General features: G+C 31.8%; 15 protein-coding genes. 5 read left to right on the forward strand and 10 right to left on the reverse strand.

Annotated elements, in window-relative coordinates; translation table 11 throughout:
• Positions 1 to 106 precede the first annotated feature (106 nt).
• A complete protein-coding gene (gene ahcY / locus AC2D6V_RS02525; RefSeq protein WP_484646473.1) occupies positions 107 to 1,423 on the forward strand; it encodes an adenosylhomocysteinase in 1,317 nt (438 codons plus the stop codon).
• A gap of 133 nt (positions 1,424 to 1,556) precedes the next feature.
• Here the strand turns inward: ahcY and AC2D6V_RS02530 are convergent, their stop codons facing one another.
• Positions 1,557 to 1,829 carry a hypothetical protein gene (locus AC2D6V_RS02530; protein ID WP_484646474.1) on the reverse strand — a complete coding sequence of 91 codons (273 nt, stop codon included), beginning with the start codon at positions 1,827 to 1,829 and terminating at the stop codon, positions 1,557 to 1,559.
• Positions 1,830 to 1,924: 95 nt separating this feature from the next.
• On the opposite strand from AC2D6V_RS02530, the gene AC2D6V_RS02535 reads away from it, so the two are divergent.
• Entirely contained in the window at positions 1,925 to 2,395 is a 471-nt protein-coding gene (locus AC2D6V_RS02535) for a DUF1569 domain-containing protein (RefSeq protein WP_484646475.1), read from the forward strand.
• Positions 2,396 to 2,476: 81 nt separating this feature from the next.
• On the opposite strand, the gene rpmA is transcribed toward AC2D6V_RS02535, so the two are convergent.
• From rpmA to AC2D6V_RS02555, 4 genes are all read right to left on the reverse strand, one after another.
• Positions 2,477 to 2,737 carry a 50S ribosomal protein L27 gene (gene rpmA / locus AC2D6V_RS02540; RefSeq protein WP_054728409.1) on the reverse strand — a complete coding sequence of 87 codons (261 nt, stop codon included), beginning with the start codon at positions 2,735 to 2,737 and terminating at the stop codon, positions 2,477 to 2,479.
• A 24-nt stretch (positions 2,738 to 2,761) separates the two neighbouring features.
• Complete coding sequence (gene rplU / locus AC2D6V_RS02545) at positions 2,762 to 3,277, reverse strand: 50S ribosomal protein L21 (protein WP_484646476.1); 516 nt, start codon at positions 3,275 to 3,277, stop codon at positions 2,762 to 2,764.
• 80 nt (positions 3,278 to 3,357) lie between these two features.
• A complete protein-coding gene (locus AC2D6V_RS02550) occupies positions 3,358 to 3,807 on the reverse strand; it encodes a DUF4199 domain-containing protein (RefSeq protein WP_484646477.1) in 450 nt (149 codons plus the stop codon).
• 69 nt (positions 3,808 to 3,876) lie between these two features.
• A complete protein-coding gene (locus AC2D6V_RS02555) occupies positions 3,877 to 4,773 on the reverse strand; it encodes a DMT family transporter (RefSeq protein WP_484646478.1) in 897 nt (298 codons plus the stop codon).
• Positions 4,774 to 4,863: 90 nt separating this feature from the next.
• Between AC2D6V_RS02555 and AC2D6V_RS02560 the strand changes: the two genes are divergently transcribed.
• Positions 4,864 to 5,394: a heavy-metal-associated domain-containing protein gene (locus tag AC2D6V_RS02560; protein WP_484646479.1), complete on the forward strand. Its 531-nt coding sequence runs from the start codon at positions 4,864 to 4,866 to the stop codon at positions 5,392 to 5,394.
• A 52-nt stretch (positions 5,395 to 5,446) separates the two neighbouring features.
• On the opposite strand, the gene gldD is transcribed toward AC2D6V_RS02560, so the two are convergent.
• From gldD to mutY, 4 genes are all read right to left on the reverse strand, one after another.
• Positions 5,447 to 6,031: a gliding motility lipoprotein GldD gene (gldD, locus tag AC2D6V_RS02565; protein ID WP_484646480.1), complete on the reverse strand. Its 585-nt coding sequence runs from the start codon at positions 6,029 to 6,031 to the stop codon at positions 5,447 to 5,449.
• Complete coding sequence (locus AC2D6V_RS02570; RefSeq protein ID WP_484646481.1) at positions 6,031 to 7,335, reverse strand: gliding motility-associated protein GldE; 1,305 nt, start codon at positions 7,333 to 7,335, stop codon at positions 6,031 to 6,033. The genes gldD and AC2D6V_RS02570 overlap by 1 nt, the downstream gene beginning before the upstream one ends.
• An 81-nt stretch (positions 7,336 to 7,416) precedes the next feature.
• Entirely contained in the window at positions 7,417 to 7,863 is a 447-nt protein-coding gene (locus tag AC2D6V_RS02575) for a single-stranded DNA-binding protein (RefSeq protein ID WP_484646482.1), read from the reverse strand.
• A gap of 195 nt (positions 7,864 to 8,058) precedes the next feature.
• Positions 8,059 to 9,102 (reverse strand): A/G-specific adenine glycosylase, encoded by a 1,044-nt coding sequence (mutY, locus tag AC2D6V_RS02580; protein ID WP_484646483.1) that lies wholly within the window; start codon positions 9,100 to 9,102, stop codon positions 8,059 to 8,061.
• A gap of 141 nt (positions 9,103 to 9,243) precedes the next feature.
• On the opposite strand from mutY, the gene AC2D6V_RS02585 reads away from it, so the two are divergent.
• Positions 9,244 to 9,534 carry an HU family DNA-binding protein gene (locus AC2D6V_RS02585; protein ID WP_055442767.1) on the forward strand — a complete coding sequence of 97 codons (291 nt, stop codon included), beginning with the start codon at positions 9,244 to 9,246 and terminating at the stop codon, positions 9,532 to 9,534.
• A gap of 302 nt (positions 9,535 to 9,836) precedes the next feature.
• Positions 9,837 to 11,384 carry an Rne/Rng family ribonuclease gene (locus AC2D6V_RS02590; protein WP_484646484.1) on the forward strand — a complete coding sequence of 516 codons (1,548 nt, stop codon included), beginning with the start codon at positions 9,837 to 9,839 and terminating at the stop codon, positions 11,382 to 11,384.
• Between the two features lie 104 nt (positions 11,385 to 11,488).
• On the opposite strand, the gene AC2D6V_RS02595 is transcribed toward AC2D6V_RS02590, so the two are convergent.
• On the reverse strand, positions 11,489 to 12,520 hold the full coding sequence (locus tag AC2D6V_RS02595; RefSeq protein ID WP_484646485.1) for an aldo/keto reductase: 1,032 nt from the start codon (positions 12,518 to 12,520) through the stop codon (positions 11,489 to 11,491).
• Positions 12,521 to 12,678 lie beyond the last annotated feature (158 nt).

The following is a 12,678-nucleotide window of genomic DNA, read 5'->3' on the forward strand; positions in this document are numbered from 1 at the left end:
TTGCACTTCCTAAAACAATACAGTGCTTTTTGATAAGCGAATTTAAGTATTTTAAAGTACTAATCACAATGAAGTTTAGGTTTTAAAAACAAAAAAAAAAATTGATATGAGTACAAAAACAATTCCTTATGTTGCTAACAAAGTAAAAGATATTTCACTGGCCGATTGGGGTAGAAAAGAAATAGAATTGGCCGAAGCAGAAATGCCTGGTTTAATGAGTTTGCGTGAAGAATATAAAGAATCACAACCACTTAGAGGAGCAAGAATTGCTGGATGTTTACATATGACTATCCAAACAGCTGTTTTAATAGAAACTTTACAAGCATTAGGTGCTGAAGTTACTTGGAGTTCATGCAACATTTTCTCAACACAAGACCAAGCTGCCGCCGCAATTGCTGCTGCAGGAACTGCTGTTTATGCATGGAAAGACATGACCGAAGAAGAGTTTGATTGGTGTATTGAGCAAACCTTATTTTTTAGTGAAGACAGACAACCACTTAACATGATTCTTGATGACGGAGGTGATTTAACAAATATGGTTTTAGATAAATATCCAGAATTAGCTTCCGGAATAAATGGTTTATCTGAAGAAACCACAACTGGGGTTCACAGACTTTACGAGCGTGTAAAAAACGGAACACTACCAATGCCGGCAATTAATGTAAACGATTCTGTTACTAAGTCTAAATTCGATAATAAATACGGCTGCAAGGAAAGTGCTGTAGATGCGATTCGTCGTGCAACAGACCTTATGCTAGCAGGAAAACGTGTAACTGTTTGTGGTTATGGTGATGTTGGTAAAGGAACTGCCGCTTCTTTTAAAGGCGCTGGAAGTATTGTAACCGTAACAGAAATAGATCCTATATGTGCGCTTCAAGCCGCAATGGACGGTTTTGAAGTTAAAAAACTAGAGACAGTTATTGGTAATACAGATATTGTAATTACAACTACAGGAAATAAAGATATTGTTCAAGGGCGTCATTTTGAAGCTTTAAAAGACAAAGCCATTGTTTGTAATATTGGGCATTTTGATAATGAAATTGATATGGCTTGGTTAAATGAAAATCATGGCCATACTAAAAACACAATTAAGCCACAAGTAGATAAGTATACTGTTAATGGAAAAGACGTTATTATACTTGCTGAAGGGCGTTTGGTAAACTTAGGTTGCGCTACAGGTCACCCTAGTTTTGTAATGAGTAACTCGTTTACAAACCAAACTTTAGCTCAAATAGAGCTTTGGAATAATGCTGATGCATACCAAAATGATGTATATATGCTACCTAAGGCATTAGACGAAAAAGTAGCAAAATTACACTTAGCTAAAATTGGTGTGGAATTAACAGAACTTCGTGAAGAACAAGCAAGTTACATTGGTGTAACTGTTGATGGTCCTTATAAACCAGAACACTATCGTTATTAGTATAACGAAAATTTCGAAAAAATAAAATCAAGATCCCAAGCAGACATGTTTGGGGTTTTTTATTTTACAGATTAATCATATACATCAATTCGAGTGATTACAAATCATCATGAATTATATCGAGAAGATTATATCATTCATCAACCAAATCTTCTTCAAAATACCACCAAAGGCTAGAATCGATTGATTGTTTCATATTATTAATATCAACACCGTCTTTCAAGAATACCGTAATATTTTCACCAACACGATTTTGGCCAATACTTTCTCTCAATTCTATTAGCTCAATTTCTTTAAAATGCTCTAGGTGTTTTTTAATTCTAGAATCCAAGGATTCATCTGTCAAAAATATTTTGATAGTTTGTTGACTTGGTGAGTTTCTAATTTCTGATCTAAATGGAAGCATAAGCATAAATTTTAAATAAGACAATAGATAATTGCAAATGCAATAGCCTAAAGTTAAGAATTTAATTAATATCTTTTGAAATTAAATTATTAATAATGTGTCATCAAAAAATTAACACCTTAAAAGCACTACTAACAGAAATAGAAAAAAACATTCCTCTAAAGGATAAAAGAAACCCAGCAATTACGAAAACTGATATTGGTTGGCAACTAGATCATAGCTTAAAAGTAATAAACGGGGTTTCAACTATTTTAGCAAAAACAGATCCAAAGAAATATAAAAAAGATTTCAATTTTAAGCGAAGTGTTCTCTTCACACTATCCTTTATACCTAGAGGTCTTGGAAAAGCACCAAAAATAGTAATGCCACCAGACAACATAACCGCGGAAGATTTACATGCACAATTACATAGCGCCAAAAACCATATTGATAGCCTGGATCAAGTTAATGCAAAAGCTTATTTCAATCATCATATATTTGGAACCCTAAACAAAGCTAACACATTACGCTTTTTAGAAGTACATACCAAACACCATTTAAAAATTGTAAATGGTATTTTGAGGTAATATAAAACCCTTTCTGTTTCCAGAAAGGGCTTAGTTTCCTTCGATAAACTCAGGACAAATTAATTTTAAAGAAATTATTTCTTAAACCTCAAAAGGCTCTATAGAAACATAAGATTTGTTATCTTTTTTCTTTGTGAATTTTACAACGCCATCAACATACGCGTGTAATGTATGATCTTTTGAAGAATACACATTTTCACCTGGATGATGAGTATTTCCTCTTTGTCTTACGATAATGTTTCCAGCCAATGCAGCTTGTCCACCAAAAATCTTAACACCTAAGCGTTTCGATTCTGATTCTCTACCGTTTTTCGAACTTCCGACTCCTTTTTTATGTGCCATTTTATTTCGATTTTAATTTTATTATTAACTTAAAGCAGCTATTAAATCGGCTTTCTTCATAGAAGAAATTCCTTCAATCCCTTTAGCTTTAGCCATAGTCTTTAATTCAGCAACAGTTAATTTGCTTAAATCTTGAGCAGCTTCTACTGGTTTTGCTTCTGCTTTTGGCGCAGCAGCTTTAGGTTCTGCTTTTTTAACTTCTTTTTTTGGTGCAACTTTTTTTGCTCCAGAAGCAGCAATACTTTCAATTACAATTTCAGTTAAAGATTGACGGTGACCATTTTTAACACGGTAACCTTTACGTCTTTTCTTCTTAAAAACTATAACTTTATCACCTTTAAGGTGTTTTAAGACTTTTGCTCCTACTTGAGCTCCGTCTATAGCCGGGGCGCCTACAGTTATATTGTCACCATCACCTACTAAAAGAACATTATCGAAAGAAACTTTCTTACCTTCTTCAGTTTGTAAACGGTTAACAAAAACTTTTTGGTCTTTTTCAACTTTAAATTGATGCCCTGCTATCTCTACAATTGCGTACATAGCGTAACGTTTTTATTAATTAATTTTGTTCAAAAATGAGTGCAAATATACTCCTAATTAATTAAACTACAAACGTTTTCTTAATTTTGAAGAATATTTCTGCTGTTTTTAAAAAGCTGCATTACCGATAGTACACAAACTACTGTAGTAGCTAGACCCATAACCAAAACCACAAATGTTACCATCCCAATATCTGCGTTAAAACCACCATTTATTATTTGAAGTAATTCTGGTAAAAACGACGCATTAATTTCGGTAGCATAAAACAGAAAAAAAACGGTAAATATTAAGGTTGCTATAAACCCCGTAATAATACCAGTTTTAAATCCTTCTCCGTAAGAAAAATTATCCGGGTCTTCAAGCTTTTTTAACCGTATCACTTCATAAATCCCGAAAGCCGTTATAACAGCATTAAAAAAACTAAATGCAGGATTGGTGTGTTTATTAAATAATGCTAGAACTAAAAAATATGCAATTAATACAGCACTGGTTACTAAACTAAAACGAATAGGAAGCGATAAATTTTTCATAATTAAGCGAAATTAATTGTCTTAAATTTCGTGAAAAATTATCTATAAAAATAATTTAAGGTTAATTATTTAAGCTCTCGAGCTATTTTTTGGAGGGCGTTTATGTGATAAATAAACCCCTGTTAAAATAACAATACTGGCAATAATCTGTAATAGACTTAACTTTTCACCATCCAAAATACCCCAGAAAATAGCGACTATTGGCATTAAGTAGGTTACAGAGGAAGCAAAAACTGGCGTTGCTACATGCACTAATTTATTAAATATGACTTTAGCCATAGCAGTTCCAAAAAGTGATAAAACAACAAGGTAAAATAAAGACATTCTAAGGTTTGGAGAATTTAACACCTCTTCACTAAAAAAATCGGAACAAATCAGAATTATAATGGCGGGAATTATAATTACAGAAAAATTACCCACAGCAATTGTAAGCGGATGCATGTTTTGTAAATATCGTTTTAAAATATTAACACTTGTAGCATATGCGATGGTAGCCAAAACTATAAAAATAGCAAACAAATAATTTTGATTTTCATTAAGTGTAGCACCTCTAGAGATTAATATTACTGCTCCCAACAGACCAACAATAACACCCAAAACTTGTCTTTTGGTTGACATAATTTTAAAGATTGCATACCCAATTATTATTGTGTTTAGTGGTACCAATGAGTTTAAAATTGAAGCAACGGAGCTATCAATCTCTGTTTGCGCGTAAGCAAAAAAGAATACCGGAAAGAAAGTCCCCAACAAACCTGTTAGAATAACCCACTTCCAGTCTTTGGCCTCAATAGTCTTGATCTTTTTAAACCCAACTACAAATAAAAATACTGCCGAAAACACAATTCGCAATGAACCTAATTGCATTGGTGTTAATCCTATTAATACTTTCTTCATAAGTATAAAGGAACTGCCCCAAATAACTGAAAGAGTAATTAAATAAACCCATTTAGCAAAACTATCTTTCATAAACCTTTACTAAGTACTAAAAACTGTTAAATTCAATGCAATAAACAGCTTTATTTAGTAATTTTACATGGAACTTAATACTTAATAATAATGAAGACATTTAGAAACATTATATCCGTTATGGTTTTGACCTTATTTTTAGTGAATTGTAAAAATGAAGCAAAGCCAGAAATTAAAACTGTAGAAACTGAAACTACTGCAGTAAAAGAATTAGATCCTAATGCCAAATACGCGAAAGCTGAATTCACTATAGATGGTATGACCTGTGAGATAGGTTGTGCGAAAACTATTGAAAAGAAAATCTCCAAAATGGAAGGCGTTAAATCTGCAACTGTCGATTTTGAAAGAAAACTAGCTATGGTGGAATACAATGAAGCCAAAGTTACTACTACTTCTTTAGAAAACACGGTAACTAAAGTTGCCGATATTTACAAAGTAAGTGACATGCAGACTGTTGATTCATTTTCATCAAATAAATCTTGTGACAAAGAATGTTGTGCTGGAAAAACTGATGAAGAAAAAGCTAATTGCAAGAAAGCTTGTTGTGTAAATAAAACAGAAGCAGAAAAAAAAGCTTGTGCTGCAGATTGCAAAAAAGAATGCTGTGCTAAAAAGGCTTAAAAACTAAGTTTTTGAAAATAAATAAAAAAGCTTCTCTTATTGGGAGGCTTTTTTATTTCCACTTAATGGTTTCCATGATATGCTGAATGTCTTTCTGTAAATAATGTGCCGCAGGAAGAATTGAATCGTAATTAGGCTTAGCATAAAAATAAAGAGAGCCTGTTAAAAAATGATTCACACTATCGGTTACATAAAACTGAGATTGTGAAGCTGCATTGCCGCCTATTTCATATAACATTCCATAAACTTTATCTTGCATATTGCTATATTCTTTCTCTTTAATTTCATCTGCTTTAACAGTATGTTTTTGGGTGAAATTTTGAGCATCCCGTAAAAAATCTATGAGATTCTTTTCATCTTTTTCAATTGCTTTATAGGTTAAAAAAATGGTGCCTCTTAAAGTTGGATACTCTAAATTAACACCAAAACTTTCAGTGGTTGCTATAACTTTTTTAGAACTTATTTTTGTTGCTAACATGTTGTTTTCAAACAAAAAAGGCAAGTCTAAATTCGCTTTAGCATATTTGGCTTCTGGATAATCTAAGCGTAAATATGCTTTTGGTTTTGGCACAACATCCTCCCCACAAGAAACACATATGGCTAAAACAAATAATACTAAATAAATATTGTGTTTCATTAAGTAATAGTGAATTTAACAAGCTTAATACGTTTTTTATCTAAAGCTTCTATAGTGAAAACGTAATTCTGGAAATTTATTTTACTACTTAACTTAGGAAAACTACCTGATATTTCTAAAACAAACCCAGCAATGGTTTCAGCCTCTCCTTTATTTTCTTCAAAAATAGATTCGTCTTCAGTTCTAATTACCTTATAAAAATCTTTTAAAGCCGTTTTACCTTCAAAGACATAATTATTGTCATCTAACTTTGAATACATTAGGTCTTCGTCATCAAATTCATCACTTATATCTCCAACTATCTCTTCAATAATATCTTCTAAAGAAACAAGACCGGAGGTTCCACCATATTCATCTACTACAACTGCTAAATGGACTTTCTTTTCTTGGAATTCTGCCATTAAATCATCTAACTTTTTATTCTCTGGCACAAAAAAAGGTTCGCGCATTAAGCCTACCCAATCAAATTGTTTCCTGTCAATATATGGCAGTAAATCCTTCACATAAAGTATTCCTTTTATAGTATCAATATTGTCCTCATACACAGGAATTCTTGAATATCCGTTTGAGATAATTTCGGGCATAATCTCGGTATACTTTTGATCAATATTAAGAGCGAAAATATCGATACGTGGTTGCATAACTTGCTTTGTATCTGTGTTTCCAAAAGAGACAATTCCCTGCAAAATTTTCTGTTCTTCTTTGGTAGTATCGGCTTCACTTGTCAACTCTAAAGCTTGTGAAAGTTGATTTACACTAAGATTAGATTTTTGTCTACCCAATTTATTATGAATCCCTAAAGTAATACTTCGCATTGGCAAGCTTATTGGGGATAACACCACGTCTAAAACCCGCAATGGTAAGGCCAAAAATGAGACGAATTTTAATTTATTTCTACTGGCATAAATTTTCGGTAAAATTTCTCCAAACAGCAAAATTAAAAACGTCACTATAATAACCTCTATAGTGAATCTGAGAATTGAGTTCGAGATACTTTGGAACAAACTAGTCCCTAAGTAAGCAAACAATATAACAATAGCAATATTTATGAAATTATTAGCAACTAAAATGGTAGCCAACAACTTTTTAGGGCGTTTTAAAAGTTTAGAAATTATCTCTATTCGTTTAGTATCTTGTTCTAAGCCATCATCAATATCTGTTCTTGTAAGAGAAAACAAAGCTACTTCAGCTCCAGATATTAAAGCTGAGCAAATTAAAAGCATAATTAATAACGCAATTCCGCCTGCAATTGAGAAATCAACTGTCATTATTAGCGGTAAAATACTCGAAGGATCAGGGTCCAAATAAATGGGTATTAGTTAAACAAAAAAATAGATTTTCTAGTTTACTTATTCTAAAGATTAAAGTTTAATATCCATTTTAAATTAAAACGGGAGATCATCATTGTCCTCTCCAACTGGCTCAGTACTTACTTCTGGCTTTACAATTGGGGTTGGTTCTACAACTTTATTAGGAGCATTTGCATCACTTTCTTTTTTGGTCGATAAAAAAGTAAAATCTGTACATTGAACTTCGGTAGAATATCTGTCATTCCCTTTATCGTCTTGCCACTTTCTTGTTTTTAATCGCCCTTCAATATATACTTTATCTCCTTTACTTAAATACTTTTCACAAATTTCGGCGCCTTTATTTCTTACAACTATATTGTGCCATTCTGTATTTGAAATTCGCTCGTTAGTTTGCTTATTTGTATAAGTTTCGTTAGTAGCTAATGGGAAACGCCCAACGCAACCGCCGCCTTCAAAATAATGCATTTTCACTTCATCACCTAAATGCCCAATTAGCATCACTTTATTTAATGTTCCAGACATAATTTTATTTTATTTAAAAAAGCAAAATTAACTAATTGCTTGTCATTTTTTTAAAATTAGTAAAAAAATATGATTGTTATTACTAAACTATTAGAAAATAAAGAATTATGAAAAATTCTTTGTTTTTTAAATTCCCTTCGTTAGGTGAATGACAATTTCAATAGATACTAAAACGTACAATGTTTAAGAGTCGTTTTAGAAATTAAAGCTTTCAATAAAATTTCCAATTAAAATAGGAACTGCAAAATCTCTAATTTTATTAATACTTATTTTATTTCTAATATGAAGACTTGACACATTTACAATCCAAAATTTAGTGTATAAATGTTGATGAGACAATTTATGCACAATAACATCTTCATTATATAAAGAGAGGTTATATGTATTATGCATCAATAAATCATGATTTTTAATACAGTCGTTAAAATCATCAATGTCCAAATTTTTATTTGTTTCAACTAATGGGAATTGATAAAGGTTTTGCCATATCCCCTTACCTTCTCTTTTTTCCAAGATTGTTTCTCCGTCTTCAGTAACAAACACTAGGAAATTAAAATATTTCTTTTTGGCTTTAGCTGATTTTATCTTAACAGGTAAATCAGGTATTCTATTTTTATTAAATGCCATACACTTGCTATTAAAAGGACATGTATTACAATCTGGATTATTTGGGGTACACTTAATTGCTCCAAACTCCATAATTGCCTGATTAAAATTGGCAGGTTGTTTTTTATCAATAAGTTCTTGTGCTAGTTTTTTAAATTCTTTAGTGCCTTTTGTAGAATTAATTGGTGTGTCCATTCCATAGTAACGAGATAATACACGGTATACATTACCATCGACCACAGCAGTCCCTTCGTTAAAACAAATTGAGGCAATGGCACTTGCAGTATAATCGCCAACACCCTTTAATTTTAATAAGTCTTTATAATTGTCTGGGAATTTGCCATCTAGATTTTCAACAATATGTTTTGCTGTTGTATGTAAGTTTCGTGCTCTTGAATAATAACCTAGTCCTTGCCATAATTTAAGCACCTCACTTTCATCGGCATTTGCAAGATCAAAAACCGATGGATATTTATCTAGAAACGAATTATAATATGGTAACCCTTGTTTTACTTGTGTTTGTTGTAAAATAATTTCGGATAGCCAAATGCAATAAGGATCTTTCGTTTGTCGCCAAGGCAAAATACGCTTATTAATTGAATACCAATTGATTATAATTTTCGAAAAATGCATTAATAGAAATTAATATGCACGCAAAAATAAACCTTTATAATCTTAAATTTTAATGAATTAGGTTTGAAATATTGAATTTTAAATTCCTATATTTGCATCCCTTTAAAAACTTATATAGTAACTAAAAATAAAATATAAAAAATGACGAAGGCTGATTTAGTAGCAAAAATTTCTGAAAAATTAGGAATTGAAAAAGGAGATGTTCAAGCAACTGTTGAAACATTTATGGAAGAAGTAAAAACTTCTTTAGAAGGTGGTGATAACGTTTACCTTAGAGGATTTGGAAGCTTCATTATTAAAACTAGAGCTGAAAAAACTGGTAGAAATATTTCTAAAAATACAACTATTAAAATACCTGCTCATAATATCCCTGCATTTAAGCCTGCAAAAGTTTTTGTAGAAGGCGTTAAAACAAATGTAGACGTTAAGTAAGCATTAAAAGAATTATTAATTTAAAAGACACTATTTATGCCAAGTGGTAAAAAACGTAAAAGACATAAGGTTGCTACGCATAAGCGTAAAAAACGTAGACGCGCTAATCGTCACAAAAAGAAAAAATAAATCAAAAAAGTAGTTAAACTAACTACTTTTTTAGGTTTTAAAAACAACAAGTTCTTTGAAATGAGTTCATTAATTTTTTAACGCCTTTGGTGTTGTTTGAACTCCACGGATTAAAATCCTGTGAAAAAATAATGTTTAATCCATCCCGATTTATCGGGACAAAAATTAACTAAATGGATAAAGAATTGATCATTCGATCTAGTTCCGAGCATGTTGATTTTGCCTTATTAAAAGATGGAAAACTTATTGAATTACAGAAAGATGAAGATGATAACGCCTTTTCGGTTGGTGATGTGTTTATAGCCAAAATTCGAAAAGCTGTTCCTGGACTAAATGCTGCATTTGTTAATGTAGGTTATGAAAAAGATGCTTTTTTGCATTATCATGATTTAGGGCCAAAATTACCTTCTCTTTTAAAATTCACAAAACGTGTAAGCACAGGTAAACTAAAAGATTTTTCTTTAAAAAACTTCCCATTTGAAAAAGATATTGAGAAAGATGGCAAAATTGCCGACGTCTTAAAATCTAATCAATCGCTATTAGTACAAATAGTAAAAGAACCTATATCAACTAAAGGCCCTAGAATAAGCTCCGAGCTTTCTATTGCAGGTAGATATATTGTTTTAGTTCCTTTTTCTAGCCGGATTTCTATTTCTCAAAAAATAGAAGATCGCGAAGAAAAAGATAGATTAAAACGATTGGTTAAAAGTATCACGCCGCAAGGTTTTGGTATTATTGTTCGTACTGTAGCACAAGGCAAAAAAGTAGCAGAACTAGATAAAGATTTACAAAATTTGCTTAGTCGTTGGACGGCAATGTGTAAAAAGCTACACAAAGCGCATCACCCTAGTAAAGTATTAGGAGAAATGAATAAAGCCTCGTCAATTTTACGAGATATATTTAATGACTCTTTTACAGGAATTACTGTTGATGATGAAGAGCTTTATTATCAAATTAAAGATTACGTGCAAGAAATTGCACCAGAAAAAGAATCAATAGTTAAATTGTATCAGTCTAAAAATCCAATTTTTGAAAAATTTGGAATTGAAAGACAAATAAAAACCTCCTTTGGTAAAACCGTTTCTATGGCAAAAGGTGCTTATTTGGTAATTGAACATACCGAAGCATTGCATGTTATAGATGTAAACAGCGGTAACAGATCTAACAAAGCAAACAACCAAGAGGATACTGCATTAGAAGTTAATTTAATTGCAGCAACAGAAATGGCGCGCCAATTGCGATTACGTGATATGGGTGGCATTATAGTTGTTGATTTTATTGATATGACCAATGCAGCAAACAGGCAAAAATTGTTTAACCACCTTCGTGATGAAATGAAGGATGATAGAGCAAAGCATAAAATATTGCCTCCAAGTAAATTTGGATTGATACAAATAACAAGACAACGTGTACGACCAGAAATGAACATAAAAACTCGTGAGGAAAACCCTGATGAGATTATTAATGGTTCTGAGGTTGAAGCACCTATAGGATTGGTGCAAAAAATAAACCACGATCTTGAGAGACTATTAAAAAAAGACTATAAAAAGTTGACTTTAAACACACATCCTTTTATAGCGGCCTTTTTAACAAAAGGTTTTCCATCTGTACGTTCAAAATGGTTTTTTGAACACAAAAAGTGGGTTAAAGTTTTACCAAGAGATGCTTACACATACCTTGAATATCATTTTTTCGATAAAAATGGTAAACAAATTAAATAATTTAAAAACCCGCTAGCTTTTAAAGTTAGCGGGTTTTTTGTTTTATAGACACTGAATTAATCTTTCCACTGTCTAAAGGTTTCATCTTCAAAATAACTTAGTAATTAAGGTGCCGGATTAGGAATCACATTATGCACTTCATTAATTTGAGCTAATATATCTTCATTTAAAACAACATCAATACTATTTATATCTTCTTTTAATTGCTCTAAATTAGTAGCACCAATAATAGTACTTGTAACAAAAGGCTGTTGGTTTACAAATGCTAAACTCATTTGAGCTAAACTCATGTTGTTTTCTTCAGCTATTTTTAAATACTTTTTTGTTGCTTCAGTTGCCTGTTCACCGCTATATCTTGCAAACCTTGGGAATAATTTTAATCTAGAAACATCGGGTACATTTCCTTCAATATATTTACCAGATAAGACTCCAAATGCCATTGGCGAATATGCTAACAAGCCAACATTTTCTCGTAATGACACTTCTGCCAAATCGGTTTCAAAAGTTCTGGTTAGCATCGAATAAGCATTTTGAATTGTTGCTACTCTAGGTAAATTATTATTTTTAGATTCTTCTAAATAACGCATGGTTCCCCATGAGTTTTCATTCGATATCCCAATATTTCTAATTCTGCCTGCTTTAATTTCTAAATCTAGACTATGTAATATTTCGTTAAAATTATCTTCCCATTTAATGTCTAATTTATAATCGCGGATTCCAAACCTGTTAGTATCGCGTTCTGGCCAATGCAATTGATATAAATCTATATAATCGGTTTGCAGTCTATCTAATTCTAAATCAATCGCTTCTTTTATCGCATCTGGACTAAACCCTGTGGTTCTTATATGTGCAGTATAATCACCCCCACCCGCTATTTTTGATGCAATAACTACCTTATTTCTATTTCCAGATTTTTTTAACCATGTCCCAATTATTTTACTAGTTCGACCACTTATTTCGGCTGTAGCAGGAACAGGATAAAGTTCGGCAGTGTCAATAAAGTTAACACCTTGATCTATTGCATAATCCATTTGCTCGTGACCTTCTGATTCAGTATTTTGGTTTCCCCAAGTCATGGAGCCTAGGCAAATTTTACTTACTTTTATGTTTGTATTAGGGATGATAGTGTATTTCATTTCTAGCATTTTTTTTGACGAAACGTAAAGATAAAAAACCTCTAAAAGCTATTAGTGCTATTAAAGGTTTTTTATGCGTTAGGGATTGCGGAGGAAATCCTTTTGTGATTAACGAACAAAAGATTGTAATCTTTAGGCTTCGCTCAAGATAAACTGCA

This window comes from Algibacter sp. YIN40 (assembly GCF_057219435.1).